20 protein-coding genes are annotated in these 18,442 nt (G+C 32.8%); 4 read left to right on the top strand and 16 right to left on the bottom strand.

Annotated elements, in window-relative coordinates:
- Window positions 1–183: 183 nt before the first annotated feature.
- The 3 genes from DB895_RS09980 to DB895_RS09970 all read right to left on the bottom strand — a co-directional run bounded on the left by DB895_RS09980 (window position 184) and on the right by DB895_RS09970 (window position 2,983).
- Window positions 184–1,137: an ISAon1 family transposase gene (locus DB895_RS09980; RefSeq protein WP_208012156.1), complete on the bottom strand. Its 954-nt coding sequence runs from the start codon at window positions 1,135–1,137 to the stop codon at window positions 184–186.
- 10 nt (window positions 1,138–1,147) lie between these two features.
- Window positions 1,148–1,513 (bottom strand): ISAon1 family transposase N-terminal region protein, encoded by a 366-nt coding sequence (locus tag DB895_RS09975; RefSeq protein WP_116725218.1) that lies wholly within the window; start codon window positions 1,511–1,513, stop codon window positions 1,148–1,150.
- A 246-nt stretch (window positions 1,514–1,759) separates the two neighbouring features.
- Window positions 1,760–2,983: an MFS transporter gene (locus DB895_RS09970; protein ID WP_116725217.1), complete on the bottom strand. Its 1,224-nt coding sequence runs from the start codon at window positions 2,981–2,983 to the stop codon at window positions 1,760–1,762.
- An 83-nt stretch (window positions 2,984–3,066) separates the two neighbouring features.
- Here DB895_RS09970 and DB895_RS09965 point away from each other — a divergent pair, with 83 nt between their 5' ends.
- From DB895_RS09965 to DB895_RS09955, 3 genes are read left to right on the top strand one after another with little or no spacing between them, the layout of a single operon-like run.
- Window positions 3,067–3,723 (top strand): TatD family hydrolase, encoded by a 657-nt coding sequence (locus DB895_RS09965; RefSeq protein WP_116725216.1) that lies wholly within the window; start codon window positions 3,067–3,069, stop codon window positions 3,721–3,723.
- A gap of 52 nt (window positions 3,724–3,775) precedes the next feature.
- Window positions 3,776–4,492 carry a tRNA threonylcarbamoyladenosine dehydratase gene (locus tag DB895_RS09960; protein WP_116725215.1) on the top strand — a complete coding sequence of 239 codons (717 nt, stop codon included), beginning with the start codon at window positions 3,776–3,778 and terminating at the stop codon, window positions 4,490–4,492.
- A gap of 38 nt (window positions 4,493–4,530) precedes the next feature.
- Window positions 4,531–5,187, top strand: coding sequence for an HAD family hydrolase (locus DB895_RS09955; RefSeq protein ID WP_116725214.1), 657 nt, complete (start codon window positions 4,531–4,533; stop codon window positions 5,185–5,187).
- Window positions 5,188–5,189: 2 nt separating this feature from the next.
- Here the strand turns inward: DB895_RS09955 and DB895_RS09950 are convergent, their stop codons facing one another.
- Genes DB895_RS09950 through DB895_RS09940 form a run of 3 tightly spaced genes read right to left on the bottom strand, consistent with a single transcriptional unit; the run spans window position 5,190 to window position 7,683 of the window.
- Window positions 5,190–6,476 carry a cryptochrome/photolyase family protein gene (locus tag DB895_RS09950; protein WP_116725213.1) on the bottom strand — a complete coding sequence of 429 codons (1,287 nt, stop codon included), beginning with the start codon at window positions 6,474–6,476 and terminating at the stop codon, window positions 5,190–5,192.
- 39 nt (window positions 6,477–6,515) lie between these two features.
- A complete protein-coding gene (locus DB895_RS09945; protein ID WP_116725212.1) occupies window positions 6,516–7,214 on the bottom strand; it encodes an SDR family NAD(P)-dependent oxidoreductase in 699 nt (232 codons plus the stop codon).
- Window positions 7,215–7,218: 4 nt separating this feature from the next.
- Window positions 7,219–7,683, bottom strand: a complete 465-nt coding sequence (locus DB895_RS09940) for an SRPBCC family protein (protein WP_116725211.1) — start codon at window positions 7,681–7,683, stop codon at window positions 7,219–7,221.
- 134 nt (window positions 7,684–7,817) lie between these two features.
- Between DB895_RS09940 and DB895_RS09935 the strand changes: the two genes are divergently transcribed.
- Window positions 7,818–8,663 (top strand): DUF2911 domain-containing protein, encoded by an 846-nt coding sequence (locus tag DB895_RS09935; protein ID WP_116725210.1) that lies wholly within the window; start codon window positions 7,818–7,820, stop codon window positions 8,661–8,663.
- A gap of 50 nt (window positions 8,664–8,713) precedes the next feature.
- Here the strand turns inward: DB895_RS09935 and DB895_RS09930 are convergent, their stop codons facing one another.
- The 10 genes from DB895_RS09930 to DB895_RS09885 form a co-directional block, all read right to left on the bottom strand.
- Window positions 8,714–10,408, bottom strand: coding sequence for a sodium:solute symporter (locus tag DB895_RS09930; RefSeq protein ID WP_116725209.1), 1,695 nt, complete (start codon window positions 10,406–10,408; stop codon window positions 8,714–8,716).
- Window positions 10,409–10,526: 118 nt separating this feature from the next.
- A complete protein-coding gene (locus DB895_RS09925) occupies window positions 10,527–13,022 on the bottom strand; it encodes a PIG-L family deacetylase (RefSeq protein ID WP_116725208.1) in 2,496 nt (831 codons plus the stop codon).
- 127 nt (window positions 13,023–13,149) lie between these two features.
- Window positions 13,150–13,536, bottom strand: coding sequence for a hypothetical protein (locus DB895_RS09920; protein ID WP_116725207.1), 387 nt, complete (start codon window positions 13,534–13,536; stop codon window positions 13,150–13,152).
- 277 nt (window positions 13,537–13,813) lie between these two features.
- Window positions 13,814–15,643, bottom strand: a complete 1,830-nt coding sequence (locus tag DB895_RS09915; protein ID WP_243694655.1) for a BamA/TamA family outer membrane protein — start codon at window positions 15,641–15,643, stop codon at window positions 13,814–13,816.
- A 163-nt stretch (window positions 15,644–15,806) separates the two neighbouring features.
- The gene (locus DB895_RS09910; RefSeq protein WP_116725206.1) at window positions 15,807–16,196 is read right to left on the bottom strand and encodes a hypothetical protein; all 390 of its coding nucleotides are present in this window, start codon (window positions 16,194–16,196) and stop codon (window positions 15,807–15,809) included.
- Complete coding sequence (locus DB895_RS09905) at window positions 16,183–16,545, bottom strand: hypothetical protein (protein ID WP_116725205.1); 363 nt, start codon at window positions 16,543–16,545, stop codon at window positions 16,183–16,185. Before DB895_RS09905 ends, DB895_RS09910 begins: the two co-directional genes overlap by 14 nt.
- Before the next feature lie 9 nt (window positions 16,546–16,554).
- Window positions 16,555–16,833 carry a YtxH domain-containing protein gene (locus DB895_RS09900; RefSeq protein WP_116725204.1) on the bottom strand — a complete coding sequence of 93 codons (279 nt, stop codon included), beginning with the start codon at window positions 16,831–16,833 and terminating at the stop codon, window positions 16,555–16,557.
- A gap of 51 nt (window positions 16,834–16,884) precedes the next feature.
- Window positions 16,885–17,535, bottom strand: coding sequence for a porin family protein (locus DB895_RS09895; protein WP_116725203.1), 651 nt, complete (start codon window positions 17,533–17,535; stop codon window positions 16,885–16,887).
- Window positions 17,536–17,562: 27 nt separating this feature from the next.
- Complete coding sequence (locus DB895_RS09890) at window positions 17,563–18,000, bottom strand: sll1863 family stress response protein (RefSeq protein ID WP_116725202.1); 438 nt, start codon at window positions 17,998–18,000, stop codon at window positions 17,563–17,565.
- A 193-nt stretch (window positions 18,001–18,193) separates the two neighbouring features.
- Window positions 18,194–18,418, bottom strand: coding sequence for a hypothetical protein (locus tag DB895_RS09885; protein WP_116725201.1), 225 nt, complete (start codon window positions 18,416–18,418; stop codon window positions 18,194–18,196).
- Between the last annotated feature and the right edge of the window lie 24 nt (window positions 18,419–18,442).

The following is an 18,442-nucleotide window of genomic DNA, read 5'->3' as shown; positions in this document are numbered from 1 at the left end:
AGTAGTTAAGCCCGCCTGCGCAGATGGTACTGCAGTTATGTGGGAGAGTATGTCGTCGCCTTTCTTTTGAAAAACCCCTCATCTATCGATGTGGGGTTTTTTGTTTTTATCCTTTTTACTGTGGCAATGTCTTAAAAATAGTGGATCAACTGATCAACACAAAAACCTGTGGGGAAGCAAAAATTAGGCATAAATATTAGTTAGTCTGTAAAGGAAGAACTCTATATTTCTGACACCTCTAAACTGAGCTCTAAAAGCTTTTATTTTCGCATTGAATGATTCTGCTGAAGCATTAGTGCTTCTATTATCAAAATAGTTCAATATGGTTTGATAATGATTTGTAATTGTTCGAGAGATTGTATTGAAAGACTTAAACCCAGATTGATTTACTTTTTCGTGCCATTTGGCTAGTTTAGCAAAACCAATGATTTTATCGGTTGTGTTCTCAAAGATACCGCGAAGCTCCTGAGTTAGATTATATGCTTTTTGAATATCAGGATACAATTCAAATAATAATGCGGCACGTTCTATTTGGCTTTCAGTCCACTTTGATTTGTTTTTGTATAAGAAATAGCGACTTCTAGCCAGCAACTGCTTAAGCGTATCCCCGTTAGAAAGAGTTTTAGATTGGAAATTTTCTTTTGATTTTTTAGACTTTTCCATAGCATCATTTTCTTGATCTATGGCTTCCCAGCGGTATTTGATTCTAATTTCCTGTAGCGCTTCTATTGCTAACTTCTGAACATGAAAACGATCCGTAACACGAATTGCATTAGGAAAGCATTTTCTAGCAATTAAACCCATATTGCCAGCCATGTCCAAAGTAATTTCCTTGACTAAGCTCCGTTGTTTAAGGGGGATTTTTTCAATAACTGAAATAACTGTTTCTGCTTTAGTTCCAGCAATCATAGCCACTATAGTGCCTTTTCTACCTTTACCAGATTTACTAGTTAGAATAGTATAGAGTTCGCCATTGGAGAGAGATGTTTCATCTATTGATAAGTATTTTCCAATGTTCTTAGCAAAAAGGAGCCATTTTTTAGCATGTGATTTTTGATCCCAAGCTTTAAAATCACTTAGAAAATCCTTGTATTGAGATTGCAAATTTCGGCCAGTAACTCCATAAAAAGAAGCAATGGCATTACAATCATTTGGACTGGAATCTATTGATCTCTTTTAAAAAAGACGCAAACTCCTGTGTTACACGAGTTCCGTCTGCTACTAAATTCCAATCTCTAAAGACTACTTTACCTATATCTTCGTTAAGCCATCTTCTGCGAGTGATATGAAGATATACCTGGTGTCCACGTATAGGGAAATCCTGAACAGTGATCTCTTCAAAGAATCCCTTTGAACTTAATTTAGAATCGCGGTATTCTTTAGGAATTGAGTTAATCTCTTTTAAATACAAATGAAGTACCTCTTCTTCTTTTCTATAAGAAGTAAGTTCAAAGTAGTCTACTATTATCTCAGGCAATAAAAGCTTAAGGATATCGATAAAAGAATCTTGCATTCGGGTATAATTTGGAAATACAAATATCTAGATTTTAATATTTCCCCACAACTTTTAGACTTGATCCCTTAAAAATAGTGGATCAACTGATCAACACGAAAACGGATCAACATATAGAAGAGGAGATAGGTATTACATTCATTAGCCTTTGAGTCTATTAATTTCTTTTAAAGATCTGAAAAATAATGCGTTAGCTGAGTTCCGTTTTCCGCAAAATTCTTATCTCTAAAAAATAACTTGCCTAAATTAGTTAAGCCTATCTTCCATTCTCAACAAATAAAGCAATCTAATGCAACTTAGGGTTGCAATAATTCCCAAAGTGCCCATCAAAAACCAGTTGGTTTGATAGCCAAAATAGCTGATAACTTCCATTCCGGTTTTAGAACTAGTAATATGTGCCAAACTGAAACTCATGGTAAACAAAGCCATGTATCTTCCTTCATGACCTTTTGGAGCTCGACTTAAAGCGAAAGAATTGGAAAAAGGGAAAATAAACATTTCTCCAAAAGTGATGAAAATGATGCTGAATATGAAAATTCCTGACCACCCCGTAATCATTAATAAGTAAAAACTGATTGCCATCAGAAATGAACCCCATAGCATAATTTTAGTTTTTCTGATTTTGAGTTTTTCAAAAGTACTTACAATAGGCATTTCAAGAAAAAAAATGAGTAGGCCATTTAAGGTTAACAAAAGTCCGCTTTGAAATTCAGTAAGTCCAAACATTTCATGATGGTACAAAGGTAAAGTCGTGAAAATCTGAAAGAAAAGTACAGCAGTTAAAAAACAGATAAATAGAAATAGCCAAAATATTTTATCTTTAAATACGGATAAAACTATAGCTGAATCATCATTTTTATGATTGTTAGAAATCACATTTTTCTTTTCTTTTACCAATAATGCAAAAATCAAGATGGCAATAATACAAGTGGCGCTATCAGTCCAAAATAATCCTTTATATCCGATGCCCATAATAATTAGTCCACCTAAAGCGGGACCAGCTGCAAAACCAAGATTAACGGCCAAACGCACTAAGGTTAATGCTCTGGTTCTGTTTTCGGGTTTGGCATAAACTCCAAGCGAGACGAACATGGCCGGCCGGAACATATCTGCAATGCTCATGATGGAAAAAATACTGATACACAATCCCCAAAAAGAAGTAATAAATTGCAACATGAAAAACAGTATTCCGCTAGTAAACAAACTGAACACCATGATTTTGTAAAAGCCAATTTTGTCAGATAGTTTACCCCCCAACCAAGAACCCAGCATCGAACCAAAGCCAAAGCAAACCATAATCCAGCCCACTTCACCGTACGAAAAATGTAAATCTTCCTTTAAATATTTGGTCAAAAATGGTAGCACCATCGTTCCCGCACGATTGATAAATGTTACAGTGGCCAGAATCCAAATCTCTCTTGAGAAGCCTTTAAAGTTGTTGATATAGCGTTGAAAAGCAGTTTTAAGCATGATTTTTTACAAAGAAGCAAAGGTAAAAAACTTTGTGGCTTCGTGCCTTTGTAACATTACAACTTTTAAACTATTTTTGCCAAATGAAATTCATTAATTTGCATACTCATAATTTCACGAATTCTGATTCTGTTTTGGAGTTGGTAAACCAATATCCGAATGAGTTTGACGCTACGATTCCTTTTTATTCTATCGGAATTCATCCTTGGCATATTGCTGAAGATCGTATTGCTGAAGATTTAATGATTATTGAAAGTAAGTTAAAGGAAAGAAATTGTTTGGCTATTGGCGAATGTGGATTAGATAAACGAATTGAGATTGCATTAGAACTGCAACTTCAAGTTTTTGAAAAACAATTGGCATTAGCCGAAAAGTATAAGAAACCTGTTGTGATTCATTGTGTCGCGGCTTTTCAGGAGCTTATTGAAATTAAAAATAGACTCGAAATTTCGGTTCCAATGTTGATTCACGGGTTTTCAAAGAACGACCTACTAGCTAAACAATTGATTAATAATGGTTTTTATTTGTCTTTTGGAAAGTATTTATTGCGAAAGCCAGAATTAGAACGCATTTTTAAAAGTATTCCAAATAATCGGTTTTTTCTTGAAACGGATACAATGGAGGATGGAATTCAAGCCGTTTATTCATTAGCGGCAAAATATAAAAACATTGAAATAGAGCAACTTCAAAAGCAAATAAGGTCTAATTTTGAAGAGGTTTTTAAAAGAGATATAGATTAACCAATGTATTAAGTCTTGAGAACTATAAATATTAAATTTTAAACATTTTATAATGGCAGAATGGACAGAACGAGCCGAACTTTTATTTAAAAAAGAAGGTTTAGAAAGATTAAAAAATGCAAATATTTTAATTGTAGGAGTGGGTGGAGTAGGCTCATTTGCAGCCGAATTTATTGCTCGTGCCGGTGTAGGGAAAATGACAATTGTGGACGGAGATGTTGTGGATATTACAAACATTAATAGACAATTGCCTGCTTTACATTCAACTGTTGGTTTGCCGAAAATTGATATAGTTGGTAATCGACTATTAGATATAAATCCTGAATTGAAATTAACAAAAGTAAAAGAGTTTCTTTCGCCAGAACGCGCTTTTGAAATTGTTACCGATGAGTACGATTATGTTTTAGATTGTATTGATAGTTTAACCCCAAAATTGAACTTGATTATTGCGGCAAAACGGAAGAGAGTGAAAATTATTAGCAGTATGGGCGCTGGAGGAAAAATGGAGGCTTCAAAAGTGAAAGTTGCCGATATTAATAATACCGTAAATTGTTTTCTGGCTAAAGCAATGAAAAGCAAATTGAAAGCCGTAAAAATTGATAAATTGAAAGTGGTGTTTTCATCAGAAATTCAAGATGAAACCAGTTTAAAAATGACCGATGGTTCCAATTTTAAAAAATCATTTTACGGTACAAATAGTTATATGCCAGGACTTTTTGGTTTGTATGCAGCTGAAACGGTGATTCGTTATTTACTAAAAAAGGAGTAATTAGCAATAATTTTAAAACCCAATACCTAAAACCTGTAATGATACAAACAGTAATTTTTGATATGGACGGCGTGATTGTTGATACAGAGCCGGTTCACAGATATGCTTATTTTCAACATTTTGATGAATTAGATATTCAGGTTACTGAAGAAATGTTTACGTCTTATACAGGAAATTCTACTCGAAATACCTTTCAGAAAATAAAGGCAACATTTAATTTAAATGAGGATGTTGAAGATTTAATTTTAAGAAAACGAAACCTCTTTAACGACGCATTTGACAGTAAAGAAGATTTGTATTTATTTGACGGCGTTGAAAAATTAATCAAAGATTTATACGATAATGGTATGCAATTGATTGTAGCTTCATCTGCTTCAAAAGTTACCATCGACCGTGTTTTTAGACGTTTTGGATTGCATCATTATTTTACGCACATTGTTAGTGGTGAGGATTTCCCTATGTCAAAACCACATCCTGCCATTTTTGAACATGCCGCTTCCTTATCTACTGCTCCAAAAGAAAATTGCATTGTAATTGAAGACAGTACAAACGGAATAATTGCAGCAAATGCAGCAGGAATTTATTGTGTTGGTTACAATAGTGAACATTCTAAATTGCAGGATTTATCTTTGGCAGATTGCGTAATTCAACATTTTGACGAATTGAATTTTGAAAAAATTAGAAGTTTAAGATAGCTTTATCCAACGGCTTCTTTATACACTCGCAAACAACGTTCTCGCGCAAATTTGTGATCAACAATAGGTTTTGGATAGGAGAAATCTTGTAATTCTGGAACCCATTTTTTAATGTATTTTAGGTCTTTATCGAATTTTTTAATTTGTTCCGTTGGATTGAAGATTCTAAAATAGGGTGCTGCATCAACACCAGTTCCTGCTGCCCATTGCCAATTACCCACATTGCTTGCCTGTTCATAATCCAGCAATTTTTGAGCAAAATAAGTTTCGCCCCAACGCCAGTCAATTAATAAATGTTTGCATAAAAAACTAGCCACAATCATCCGAACCCGATTGTGCATGTGCCCCGTTATATTTAATTCTCGCATTCCAGCATCTACAAAGGGATAGCCAGTTTTTCCTTCACACCATTTTTTAAAATCATCTTCATTATTATTCCATTGTATGGCATCATATTTTGCTCGGAAGCTGGCATTTTTAGTATTTGGGAAATGCCAAAGGATTTGCATAAAAAATTCCCTCCAAATAAGTTCATTCCAAAAGGTTTCGTTTTTTTCTTCGATGGCTTTAGCAATCATTCTTCGAATACTTACAGCGCCAAAACGGAGATAGGCACCGAGATGGGATGTTTTATTTAAAGCAGGAAAGTTTCTGGTTTCTTCGTAATTTCGAATCAAATTTTTTGAAATATCATAAGGAGTCACCTTTATTATTGAAGGTTCAAAATGAATGTCACTTAGACTCAAAAAAGGGTAGGAGTGGCTGCCAATTTGTTCCAGATTATCTTCTGATAAAAAATGTTCTAATTGTATAGTTTTGAATTTTTCTTTCCACTTTTTTGAATAGGGAGTGTAAACCACATAGGGCAAACCATCATCTTTTGTAACTTCATTTTTTTCAAAAACAACTTGATCTTTATAGGTTTTAAAACTAATATCGTACTTTTTAAAAACTTGAAAAATGGCTAAATCACGCTTTCGGGCATAGGGCTCATAATCGTGATTGGTAAATACATTCTTGATTTTATTTTCACTTGCTAATTGTTCAAAAATAACCGTTGGTTCTCCATGAAAAACGGCCAATGATTTTCCTTTTTTCTGTAATTCAGAATTAATTTTAGTCAATAATTCATGTATAAAACTAACACGAGCATCATCTTTTTGCAGTTCGTCAAGAATGATTGTATCGAAAATAAAAATAGGCAGAATTTCTTCTCCGCTAATTAAAGCTTCGAAAAGCCCTTTATTGTCGTCAATTCTTAAATCACGTCTAAACCAGAATATGTTCATTTTATGTATTTTGTTTAAAGTTACAAAACTCCAAATAGATTATCCATTTACTAATAAAGTTGACATTCCCCCATCTACATGTATGATTTGTCCCGATATCCAAGAGGAATTTTCTTCTAATAAAAAACAAGCCATTTTAGCTAAATCGTCCGGTTGTCCAAAACGTTTTAAAGGGTGTCTTTCAGCAGATTTTTCTTGCTTGGACTCATTGTTTAAAAACTTATCTGCTAAAGGTGTATTTGTTAAAGATGGAGCAATTACATTTACGCGAATTTTTGGAGCATATTCTGCGGCTAATGCCTTTGAAAAACTTTCTATTGCACCTTTTGCAGCAGCGACACTAGTATGAAAAGGCATTCCCATTGATGCTGCAACACTACTAAATAAGACAATACTTGACTGATTTGATGCCGTTAATTGCGGCAAAATAGAATGTAATACTTTAACCATGCTAAAAAAATTGATTTGCATATCACTTTCAAAAGTCTCTATTTTTAAACCACGAAATGGTTTTAAATTAATACTTCCTGGGCAGTAAATAACGCCGTCAATTATATCTGGTAGAAGGCTTTTGTCTAAATTATCAGTGAGGACATCAAAAGGAATATGGGTCACATTTAAGTTTTCTAAACCTTCTGCAGTTCTTGAAGCGATGAAGATATTATTTTTATGCTCTAATTCTTTAGCTATAGCTAAACCAATTCCGTATGAACCACCAATTAATAAAATGTTTTTCATATTATCATTTAAATTCTCCAAATAACTCAATTAATTTTTTTCGTCTATAATCAAAAATTTCATCCAGTTTCGGTTTTACCAAAAAAGGATGAGCCAGTTGCCCTAAAATTCCCATAGGTACTTTGTAATCTATAATATCCTCCATTTCTACACCACCAGGAATTATTTTTATAAAATGTTTGTGATGCCAAAGTGCGTATGGACCAAAACGTTGTTCGTCAACAAAGTATTTTTTGTCTTGTACATGGGTAATTTCTGTAACCCATTTTGTTTTGATTCCAAAAATTGGAGTAATAATATATTGAATGATTTGTCCAGGAAACATAGGTCTATCTGTTCCGGATTCAATAACAAATCCCATGTAATCTGGAGTTATGGTTTTTAAATTTTTAGGATTTGATAGGAATTCCCAAGCTTCATCTAGTGTTATGGGTAAGTTTTGTTTACTCTTCTTGGTGTAAATTTTCATTTTACTTTTTTACAAAGATACAAATGTTTAATGTTTTAAATAAAATAGTAAACAAAATAATATTCAAATTAAGTATTTATTAACATTTATAAGTATCTGAATTTGTAATTTTGAAAAAATATAAATTTAAAACAATGAAAAAATTCATTCTAGTATTAGGAATCTTTTTTGCTTCATACTCAATAGAAGCTCAAGTAAAAGCACCACAACCAAGCCCTAAATCTACATTAGAACAAGTAGTTGGACTTACGGATGTTACTGTTGAATACTCTCGACCAAGTATAAAAGGAAGAACTATTTTTGGGAGTTTAGTTCCGTTTGGTAAAATTTGGAGAACCGGTGCCAATGAAAATACGACTATTTCTTTTAGTAATGATATTGTTATTGACGGTAAGTCCCTTAAAAAAGGTAAATATGCCTTATATACGCTGCCTAAAGTTGAAAATTGGGATGTGATTTTTTATTCCACAACGGATAATTGGGGAAATCCGGAAAATTGGGATGAAACTAAGGTTGCATTGAGAACTACCGTGAAACCTGAAAATTTAAATAGAATGGTAGAAAGTTTCACGATTGGAATTAACAATTTGGATAATAATTTTGCTTATTTAGAATTATCTTGGGAAAAAACAATTGTAGCTTTAAAATTTGAGGTTCCCACACAGAAAACAGCGATTGCAAGTATTGAAAAAACTTTGGCCGGACCAACTGCAGGGGATTATTTTTCTTCGGCTCAATATTTTTACCAATCGAATGGAGATCTGACAAAGGCTTTAGAATATGTTAATAAAGCATTGGAAATGAATAAAGACCAACCCTATTGGTATACCAGACAAAAATCATTGATTCAGGCTAAATTAGGAGATAAAAAAGGCGCAATTGAAACCGCAAAATTATCATTAGCTGCTGCAACTGTTGCTAAAAATAATGATTATTTAAAAATGAATTCGGATAGTATTGCGGAATGGAGTAAAAAATAAATTTTTATAGTATACGAAATCCCGTCTTGATTTTTTCCGGACGGGATTTTTTATGCTATAACTTCTCCGTCTTTACCTAAAATTGTTTGAATCAAGAGTGATATCAATAAAGTAAGCATGGCTCCAATAAAATTGAGCCAAAGAAAACTTACCACATCTAGATAATAGATGTAAAAAATAGTCAATTGACTTATTACTGCTCCCCAAAAAATAGCTTTGGCTTTTACGTATTTAATGTAAAATCCCACTAAGAAAATTCCCAAAACTGTACCGTAAAATATTGAACCAATGATATTGACCAATTGTATCAAATTTTCAAAAAGCGTTCCAATGCAGGCGAAAAGTATAGCAATAATTCCCCAAAGTATTGTGAAGAATTTAGTTGCATTGACGTAGTGTTTCTCTGATTTTTCTTCTTTTAAATTTCGTTTGTAAATGTCGATTGCAGTGGTGGAAGCCAAAGCGTTAATACCGGAAGCCGTTGATGACATGGCTGCTGAAAGTATTACTGCCAACAGTAATCCGATGAGTCCTTTGGGCAAATAGTTTAAAATGAAATGGATAAAAACATAATCTTTATCATTGGTTTCAGATTTTTTATCGGCTTTTGAAATAAGTTCTCTGGCTTGATCACGCAAATCATTTTCCTTATTGGAGAGGGTCACAAGTTCTTTTCTTAAAATAGGATTGTCATAATTTTGATTCAGATGATCGATGTATATCAGATTTATTTCTTTTTTGTCTTCCGATAATTTACTCAATTTTTGTTCGAGAACATTGTATTCCTTTTTATAAATAGAATGTTCAATAATCACTTTATTGTTTGGATTAAAATTCAAAGGAACCGGATTGAATTGGAAAAATACAAAAACCATCACACCAATCAACAAAATAAAAAACTGCATGGGTACTTTTAGAAATCCGTTCATGATGAGTCCCATTTGGCTTTCTCGTACAGACTTTCCTGATAAATAGCGGCCTACTTGTGATTGATCTGTTCCAAAATAGGAGAGTGCCAAGAAAAATCCGCCGGTAATTCCGCTCCAAAAAGTATAGCGGGTTTCTGGATCAATAGAAAAATCGACGATATCCATTTTGTGGTTGGCTCCGGCAATGTGCATGGCATTACTAAAAGTCATGTCGTTCGGCAAAAGATGTAAAATCAGAAAAAAGGTGATAAACATGCCCGACATAATTACGAACATCTGTTGTTTTTGGGTCACGTTTACTGCTTTTGTCCCGCCGGAAAAGGTATAAATAATCACTAAAACGCCTATAACGATATTTAATAAAGTGAGATTCCAACCCAACAAAGCCGATAATATAATGGAAGGGGCATAAATGGTCAATCCAGTTCCCAATCCTCTTTGAACCAAAAATAGTATTGCTGCAAGGGAACGGGTTTTTAAATCGAATCGTTGTTCAAGATACTCATAAGCGGTATACACTTTCAGTCGATGATACATTGGAATAAAGGTCACACAAATGACCACCATAGCGATAGGCAAACCAAAATAAAACTGCACGAAGCCCATGCCGTCATGGTAGGCTTGCCCCGGTGTGGAAAGAAAAGTTATCGCGCTGGCCTGTGTTGCCATAACAGATAAGCCTACTACATGCCAAGGGGTTTCGTTATTTCCCAAAATGTAATCCTCTACATTTTTACTTCCTTTAGTTTTCCATACACCGTAAATTACGATGAAAAGCAAGGTTACGGAAAGTATAAGCCAGTCGAGCTGTTGCATACTATGAAAATATTAGCATGATGATACAAAAAATAAAAATATAGATAGCATTGGCAATTAAAACCCATGTATAGCTTTTTTTCCAAGTGGAAATTTTGTTGGTCATGTTTAGATTTTTTTACTTAATTGAAATCATGTTCGCCATTAACCTAAAGGCGCCTGAAACTCCCTCAGGTAATTCCCTAAAGAAACTCAAACTGGTATAAATGTAATTCCCTTTTCCGTATTTTGCGACTAATAAAGCTCCTTTTTTTTGTGATTCGCCTTTATCATTTGATGCTAAAATAGGAGTGAAGGCTTTGTCCCATTCATTTGGATAATATAATCCCTGTTCTTGTTTCCATCCCTCAAAATCTTTTGAAGTAATTTTGTTTGGATGATTTAAAATTGGATGATTGGGTGCCAATAACTCTACTGGGGCATTTTCATCGGTCACTCTTTCACGGGAAATTTTTAAAGGAAACGGCGCAATCGCTGTGGTGACAAAATCATCTGCGGTATTGTATTGCACAATCATCGTGTGTCCTTCTTTAACGAAATCGAATAAAAGGGTTTGTTTGAAAGCCAATGTTTGAATCGTATTATAAGCTCGAATTCCTGTCATGACCACATCAAAATATTGTAATTTTTCGGCAGTAATTTCTTCAGGTTTAATGATGGAAACTTCATAACCCATTTGCCTCAAACTTTTTGGAACTTCATCGCCTGCTCCCATGATATAGGCAATTTTTTCTTTTCCAACTTCAATGTCCAGTTTCATAAATTTGGACTCGGATGGTTTTAAAACTTGCTGTTTGGAAATGTGTTCGTAGGTAATATTGAATTGTTCTTTGTCGAAACGTCTTCCGTCAACGATAGCAATACTTTTAGCAACCGTTTCGTCAGCATTTTTTGGAGGCGCAACTTGGAACGTTACTGTTTGTTCTTCACCTTTTTGGAGTAATGAAAATGGAATTGATTTAGGGAAAACTTTCCATTTTTCAGGCAATTCTAGTTGTAAGTCTCCTTTAACATTGTCCTTTCCGGCTTTGATTTTAATATCAATTGTTTTGGAACCTCGGTCATTAAAAATCGTTACTTTATCTAAAATAGAAGTTGTAACATCAGGAACAATATCTAATGGTTGATAGATTTCGCCTTTCACGTTGTTGTTGTATTTATAAATTACATTGCGTTCAAAAGGAATGACTACATTGTTGATTAAAACACAGAATGTTATTTTGGCTTGACGAATAATATCAGGAATACCAATCTTGTTTTGGTCATCCACACGGTACATTCCAACGGTTCCTTTTTCTTTTAAATAATAGGGTTGTGTGTAATCTAGGCTTTCGGGCAAAGGCAATTCTAAGGCTACATTTTGAGGAATATTATTTTTTAAATCTAAAACCTGAAATGGAGTATTAGCTTCCGGAAAGGATTTAATCGTTTTTAATTGCATTGGAATTGCACTTCGGTTAATCGCCTCCATTTTTAGTTTTAACATATTTCCTGGAGTAACTTCCTGGCTATCGGCAACGGCTTCTAAATATAATCCAGCGCAGGAAGCGATAATTTTTTTGATTTCTTCTAATTTAATAGGTTTCCAATGATTTTCATTTAAATTCTGAATCATTGAAAAGGCCTTAACCAAATCCGGAATACTAGCCGATGGATTTTTAAAATCGAAATTTTTACCCACTGCGCTTATTAACTCCCCAATAGCTTTTCCACCCTGAACTCGGTTCCATGAAGTATCAATACCATCAAAGAGATTCGATTTGTCTTTTTGATTTTCACCTTTTATGAATTCCAAATATTCCAATTCATCTCCACGAGTTCCTGTAGTTCCAAAACCCTGCGATTGATGGCGACTGCGACTTAAAGCGGCAATTTCAGGATTGGATTTCCCCAATGAAGGATAATAAACCCCTGTTTGAATTGGCATTAAATTGGTTTTGTCAGCTTTTTCAAATTTTTCTTTACTTCCATAAAACCACCACGAGGTATTATAAAATACTCTTTTAGGTTGCCATGTTTGCACTAGATTCAATTGATTGGGGAAAACGGATGCATTATTTGCTTTATCAAAAGCGTCCATACTCAAAATGGCAGATGCCGTATGATGCCCATGTGTGGTTCCTGGTGTACGCGCATCAAAACGATTGATAATAACGTCTGGTTGGAATTTACGAATGATATAAATGACATCGCTTAAGACTTCGTCTTTGTTCCAAATTTGTAACGTTTCATCCGGATTTTTGGAATATCCAAAATCATTTGCTCTGGAAAAAAATTGTTCGCCACCATCAATTTTACGGGCCTCAATAAGCTCTTGTGTTCGGATTACTCCAAGAAGTTCACGCAATTCGGATCCAATTAAATTTTGACCTCCATCACCACGAGTCAATGATAAATAACCAGTTCTGGCTTTTTTTTCATTGGATAAGTACGATATCAATCGGGTATTTTCATCATCAGGATGGGCAGCGATATAGAGAACAGAACCTAGAAAATTTAGTTTTTGAATTTGGTTATAAATCTCAACAGCATTGGATTTTTGCGGTTGCTGAGCTGAAATTATCGATAACGAAAAAAGGGAGATCAATAGGGCAACAAAGGAAAGCTTTTGCATTGTAAATACTTTAATTAGCAATGGCTTCAAATGTAGCGATTAAATAAAAATAGATGTTTTATTTAATGGGATTTTAACATATTTTTGATATGGATTCCTAATTTTATGAGTACCAGTAGTAGCATGTTTATCCTTTTGATACAGTAGGTACTTGTTTTACTCTTCCTTTAGCACTATAAGGATATAGTTTTTTGTGGGATTTTAAAAATTGGCAAACATTATCATCTTCATAATCTGTAATATAGACACTAATTTTGTTGTAAATAGAATATCCTCTATACCCTTCCGGAATCTCTTTTTCCGTTTTCCATTCTCCATTTTCTTTATAATAATAAATGCTTTTCTGGGTATCGAAGTATGCTTCGATATTTGGAAAATAGGAATAACGTAAATTGCAATTTGTAACTTTATCAAAAAGAGGAACTCCTCCGCTATAGGGATCATCACTTTGAGCAATGGAAATTTGGATTCCAAATAAAGCAAATAGAGTAATTAAAGTCTTTACAATTCCCATGATTTAAATGCTATTATTTGAAAAGTTAAAATTTATACACAAAATATAAAAATTAAACATTTCAAAAGATTGGATATTTTGTTTTTTTAATATTAGATAAAAATAGTGTTTTTTTTTAATTAATCGATAAAAAGTAATTAATATCGATGAAACATAGTATTTAATGAAGTAAAACACTCAATTTTCGTACTATTCATCTGCTCGAATAATTGATTTATTTAAAAATTAATTCAAGATTTAAGCCGTATTTTTAATAAAAAATCCTATTTTAAAACTTCTATTTGTAATTTACAGTTTCAGGTTTGTTGATCTCAAAATCTTGAAAACCAAAATCTTCCGAATTGATAGTATTTGTCTTAAAAATATTGTTCCTATTTTCTGGAGCTATAGGGTAATAGGCTAATGAGATTTGAAAAGATTTAAAAACCAAATAATCATTTTTTATGATAATTCCAATTGCAAATTGGGAATTGACTTGACTCTTTTTGAATCCAGAGTATCCATCACCTAACATTCCAAACGAGCAATTAAAGTAGGGATTGAATCTAAAGCCCCATATACTTTGAGTCGAATAGGACTGAGTTTGAAAACTTAGGAATATTTTTTTTGTTCCGAATTGCGTATAACTGCTTAAACCCGAAAGCCCAATACCTTCATTTAGGGTTAGTTTGTCCGCATTTGATTGGAGCCTGTTATTTCCAATAATGATTTGAGGTTTTATAAATTGTCTGAATTTCCATTTTCCAATTTCAAATAAATTCGTGAAGTAATTCATCTGAAATGTCACCGTACTTTGTTCTGGTTTGGAGTGGTTTAAAAAAGTGCCATATTCAAAATTTGAACTTAAATAGCCCCACGTATAATATTTTCCCGAAGAAATTCGTGTCCCTAAATACAGCCTTGAGTTATTGTTTTTTGTTTGATATCCAGCAGTGATTCCATACACTTTTCCAACTGGAACATCTTCAATAACTTGATAATTAAAAATAAATCGATCTTCGATATATTGTCTTGAAGAAATTCCAATTCCAATTAAATAAAAGTTTTCATTTGAAAAAAAATCGATATTGTCATACGCTAAATTTGGACTTTCAATATAATTGATATTTAAAAATCGCGCAGTAGTAATCAAATTGGTGGTTCGTTCGTTTTCAGAATTTCCTTTTAATATTCGAATCGCATTTCCTGCCCAAAAATCATGGGTGTTGTATTTTAAATTTTGTTTCGCATATATGTTATTCAAGTCGGGTAAAGAGTCCGATTTGAATTGTTGGTCTAAGTATATTCCTGCGGACCATTTTGCAAAAGGGGAAAAAAATGGGCGTTCTATATTAAAACTTTTACTGTAATTATTCTCTAAATCAATATGATAATTGATGGTAGTTTTGATATATGAATTAAGAATATTGGGAATTGTATACCTCGCGCTAAAAGCATTTTTTCCATCCGAAAATCGTTTGTTATAGCTGTTTTCAAGTCGTTGTCCCGTTCCCATAAAATTTCGTTCGTCTAATCCTAAATTGAATTTAGTATTGGAAGCCTCAATTTTGGGATATATACTCCAAGAATCCAAAATGCGAATGTTAACATCTACAGAATCAGATTTTGGTGCAGATAATTTTAGAGTAGTTTGAATGCCACGAATGTAGCTTTGATTTCGAAGTAAGCGTTCAGACTCTTTAAAGAGTAAAGAATCTAAAGGTTTATTCTTTCTAAAAAGCAATAAATTTCTAATAGTTAGCTCTTTAGATTTAAAATGGATTCTGTTTCCGGCCTTAGAAGTAAATTTTTCCGGTACTGCGGTAGTATCTTTTTCAGAATATCCAAAAGGATCAAGTGTAACAATATTGATGTTTCTAATAATTTTGCCTTCAAAAGCACGAAATCTTTTTCGGACAATTATTTTTTTTACTCTTTTCTTTTTTATAATAACAGGTTCAAAAATTAAACCATACATGAATTTGGTAAATTTATTTTTCTTAGAATAGGTTTGGATATCCCTGTACATTTTAGTAGTATCTTTTTTCACTTCATTTACTTGCGAAAAAGAAAACTGACAACTACAGATGACCAAAATAAAAAAAATGAATTTTAGTTTTTGAATCATTATAAAAAGAGATAATTCATTAGTGATTTTAGGATACTAACGGTTTGGTTTTTTCTATTGATATAGTATTGGATTCAGGGCATTTGAACGTAAACACATAAAGTTACAATAAAAACAGATTAAAATGAATTGTAGATGACAAAATAGGGGTAAGGATGCTATTTTATCCGTTTATCTTCATTTTAGATAAAACATTTTGTAAAAAAGTTATCCCATTTTTTTTAACTGATTTTGGATCTATTTCCGACATTCGGGCAATGCCAGTTTGCACAACAGTTGCCAAAACTTTTTTTACGATGTTATTAGAGGATCCAAGAATTAATTTATTTGTGAGTAAGCCAGTAGCCAATCCAATTGTTTCCTGTATAATTTTGTTTTTTAAATTTGGGGACGAAATAGTTTCATTGAATTTTTCCTTAATCATGTTTAAAGGATTTAAACTATGAATTGTAAATTTAAAATGTTGCACCAATAAATTCCCTTCAGATTGCTGAACATTCTCCAACAAAGCAATGGCTTCCGCTAAAGATTTATTATTGTTAATTACTTGCATTTCCCTTTTCTTTAAAAATTTGATTGATGATGTAATTGTTGAAAGTTTCTTCCAAAACCTGTTTCCTAATGGCATACAACACGATTGCAACAAGCCCATAAAAGCCTGAAACTGCAAAGAAACCATAATACGATTTTCCTAGTAAATCACCTAGATATAAAGCAATTCCTATAGTAAATAAAATGAAAAATAAAGCAATAATAACAACAATGACAATACGTGACGCTAATGAGGCAAAAACGTCGGTAGATTTGTCAATGGCTTTCAATTTATAGAGTTCAATACTGGTTTTACCATATTGCTCTGCCTTTTCAATAAGCATTTCTATTAATATCACTTTATTTTTCATGATTTTAGATTATTTTAGGTGGTTTGAAATATTGCTTTTAGCATTTTTCACTAACTCTTCTCCATCCTCAAAATAATTCAATCCCTCATTTTTTGCTTTTTCCAGCTTAGAAGACAGAGAATTAATGACTTCATTATACTTGTCAACCAAACTATCTGATGCGTCTCTGCCTTTGTCGGCAATTTTTTTTCGGGTATTGGTTCCTTTATCCGGTGCGAATAAAATTCCTAAAATTGCACCTGTTGCCAATCCTGCTAATGCTCCTAAAACTACTTTTCCTGTGTCCATAATAATTATTATTTAAATTTAAATTTTATTTGATAGAAATCTTTCTAATTGTTAGAAAGCATACCCTAAAGTAACTTGTAATACCTGGTTTTTATATCTTGGTTTAGATGAATCTCCATTGGTATCGGTTTTACTGATATCCCAACCGGCTCTACCTGAGATGATGAAATTATTCACATTGACGTCGGCACCTACTACAAAACCAAAAATATTTTTCTTGTAATTTTCGCTGTTAATATTCTCTTCTTCAGTAGATGTAATATTCCCGTTGAAGTCATTTTTAGTTTTCAGCAAATAAGAAAATTGAGGACCCGCAAGAATAGTAACAAACGGAATTGGTTTTATTTGAAGTTGCAATGGAATATCCAAATAGGTGGAAGTCCTTGTAAATTCATAGTTGCCTAAAATAGTACTTTTAGTCGCTTTAAACCCTTTTTCAGAATATAAAATTTCAGGTTGAAATCCTACAAATTTAGTAATAGGAATTGACAAAAATCCACCTCCTACAAAACCTACTTTGTTTTCTGCAACATAATCATTATTTTGCTCATCATAAACATTTGAGACGTTTAGACCGGCTTTTACCCCAATTTTGAAGTCATATCTAGTATCATCGCTAGTTGTACCTGCTGTTTGTGAAAATCCACTTGTAGTAGCAAAAATTGTAAACAGTACGGCAATTGATCTTAATATCGTTTTCATAATTTATTGTTTTTAACTTAATTAGTGTTATTTATTTTTACTTTTAAATTCGTCAAATTCTTTTTCTAAATCATCAGCGGTTTTGTTCATGTCTTTTTTAAACACTTCCCATGCTTCTTTGCTGGATTCAGAATAGGTATTGATTTTTGTTTTTAATTCAATGTTTTTTTCTTCAAGTGCAACTACGGCTTCGTTATACTTGGCCTTAGCCGCTTTACTTCCGTCAATTGCTTTTATTTTTAGATCTGTAATTTTAACTTCGTTGGCCGCGATTTTCTCATTAATTTTAGTTTTAAAAGATTCATAATCGGATAAAGAATCTTGTTTTGCTTCTACCAAATCCTTTTTGGCATCTAACACATTTTCTTGAGCATCTTCGATTTTAGTTTCATTGTTCTTGCAACTTGTCAAAAAAGTAAAAGTTGTAAAAGCGAGAAAGCTAAAAGTTACAATTGTTTTTTTCATTTTTATTTGGGTTATAAGTGTGAGTTCTGTTTCACATTACAAAGATGCGATAGAATAAGAGCTAATTTGTTACACTTTTTCTTGTAATAGTTGCAACATTCACACCCGTTTTATTAAAAGCGAAAACCTGATTTACACAATGGCAATGAGTAAATCAGGTTTAAAATCACAGTTTGATTCTTAATCGATTGATTTACAATAAAGGATGCGTGTTGGGATGTTCCAAGATGTATTTTTTCAAAAGTTGATCTAATGAATCGTAGTATTTTTGAAGATACTCGGAGTTTATTTTGGGATTTTTATCTATAGGAATGGTCACAGGCATTTCAATTAAATATTTGGATAATTCAGGATATTTGTTTTGAATTAACATCGTGATTTCAAGAATTTTTGAGTTTATATCTTTTTCGCTTTGCATGAGTTTTTGTATTTAGTGGTTGGC

The sequence above is a fragment of the Flavobacterium psychrotolerans genome, from assembly GCF_003097635.1.
Taxonomy (GTDB): domain Bacteria; phylum Bacteroidota; class Bacteroidia; order Flavobacteriales; family Flavobacteriaceae; genus Flavobacterium; species Flavobacterium psychrotolerans.
Note: the sequence above shows the minus strand (reverse complement) of the source record. Positions and strands in the feature narration are given on the sequence as shown.

Excerpts from the sequence above, each read along its gene's own strand:
- DB895_RS09975 (WP_116725218.1), bottom strand. The coding sequence starts at position 1,513 with ATGCAAGATTCTTTTATCGATATCCTTAAGCTTTTATTGCCTGAGATA.
- DB895_RS09970 (WP_116725217.1), bottom strand. The coding sequence starts at position 2,983 with ATGCTTAAAACTGCTTTTCAACGCTATATCAACAACTTTAAAGGCTTC.
- DB895_RS09965 (WP_116725216.1), top strand. The coding sequence starts at position 3,067 with ATGAAATTCATTAATTTGCATACTCATAATTTCACGAATTCTGATTCT.
- DB895_RS09960 (WP_116725215.1), top strand. The coding sequence starts at position 3,776 with ATGGCAGAATGGACAGAACGAGCCGAACTTTTATTTAAAAAAGAAGGT.
- DB895_RS09955 (WP_116725214.1), top strand. The coding sequence starts at position 4,531 with ATGATACAAACAGTAATTTTTGATATGGACGGCGTGATTGTTGATACA.
- DB895_RS09950 (WP_116725213.1), bottom strand. The coding sequence starts at position 6,476 with ATGAACATATTCTGGTTTAGACGTGATTTAAGAATTGACGACAATAAA.
- DB895_RS09945 (WP_116725212.1), bottom strand. The coding sequence starts at position 7,214 with ATGAAAAACATTTTATTAATTGGTGGTTCATACGGAATTGGTTTAGCT.
- DB895_RS09940 (WP_116725211.1), bottom strand. The coding sequence starts at position 7,683 with ATGAAAATTTACACCAAGAAGAGTAAACAAAACTTACCCATAACACTA.
- DB895_RS09935 (WP_116725210.1), top strand. The coding sequence starts at position 7,818 with ATGAAAAAATTCATTCTAGTATTAGGAATCTTTTTTGCTTCATACTCA.
- DB895_RS09930 (WP_116725209.1), bottom strand. The coding sequence starts at position 10,408 with ATGCAACAGCTCGACTGGCTTATACTTTCCGTAACCTTGCTTTTCATC.
- DB895_RS09925 (WP_116725208.1), bottom strand. The coding sequence starts at position 13,022 with ATGCAAAAGCTTTCCTTTGTTGCCCTATTGATCTCCCTTTTTTCGTTA.
- DB895_RS09920 (WP_116725207.1), bottom strand. The coding sequence starts at position 13,536 with ATGGGAATTGTAAAGACTTTAATTACTCTATTTGCTTTATTTGGAATC.
- DB895_RS09915 (WP_243694655.1), bottom strand. The coding sequence starts at position 15,643 with ATGATTCAAAAACTAAAATTCATTTTTTTTATTTTGGTCATCTGTAGT.
- DB895_RS09910 (WP_116725206.1), bottom strand. The coding sequence starts at position 16,196 with ATGCAAGTAATTAACAATAATAAATCTTTAGCGGAAGCCATTGCTTTG.
- DB895_RS09905 (WP_116725205.1), bottom strand. The coding sequence starts at position 16,545 with ATGAAAAATAAAGTGATATTAATAGAAATGCTTATTGAAAAGGCAGAG.
- DB895_RS09900 (WP_116725204.1), bottom strand. The coding sequence starts at position 16,833 with ATGGACACAGGAAAAGTAGTTTTAGGAGCATTAGCAGGATTGGCAACA.
- DB895_RS09895 (WP_116725203.1), bottom strand. The coding sequence starts at position 17,535 with ATGAAAACGATATTAAGATCAATTGCCGTACTGTTTACAATTTTTGCT.
- DB895_RS09890 (WP_116725202.1), bottom strand. The coding sequence starts at position 18,000 with ATGAAAAAAACAATTGTAACTTTTAGCTTTCTCGCTTTTACAACTTTT.
- DB895_RS09885 (WP_116725201.1), bottom strand. The coding sequence starts at position 18,418 with ATGCAAAGCGAAAAAGATATAAACTCAAAAATTCTTGAAATCACGATG.